Source organism: Xenorhabdus santafensis (assembly GCF_033949405.1).
Lineage (GTDB): Bacteria > Pseudomonadota > Gammaproteobacteria > Enterobacterales > Enterobacteriaceae > Xenorhabdus > Xenorhabdus santafensis.
In genome coordinates this window covers 1-301 of sequence record NZ_VCDN01000470.1, presented here as the reverse complement: position 1 = coordinate 301, position 301 = coordinate 1, and the positions used below count along the sequence as shown (strand labels likewise).

The following is a 301-nucleotide window of genomic DNA, read 5'->3' as shown; positions in this document are numbered from 1 at the left end:
AATGAAAACTGATAGATTTTTTCGTTGTGAAATTGACTTTTAGTGAAGTTGCGATAATAATCATGGAAGAGGTGATATGATGAAACGAATAAGTAGTCTTTTCTTGAGTGGTTTATTGGCACTAATGCTGATCTTAAGTGGATGTGCAGGAAAAGAACAAAAATCAGAGAAACAGACAGGGAATCAAGCTGCATCGGTAGAAAAAATTAGTGATAATATTTTAGATGAAATGGAAGGGCCACCTAAAAATGGTCATACGATTGAAAGGCATGTAGGTAAATCAGAAGAGGATTTGAAGAAT

General features: G+C 34.2%; 1 protein-coding gene. It reads left to right on the top strand.

Annotated features, from left to right (window positions below; all coding sequences use genetic code 11):
• Positions 1–76: 76 nt before the first annotated feature.
• On the top strand, positions 77–301 hold a 225-nt coding region (locus tag FE392_RS23110; RefSeq protein WP_500692720.1), incomplete at its 3' end, for a hypothetical protein.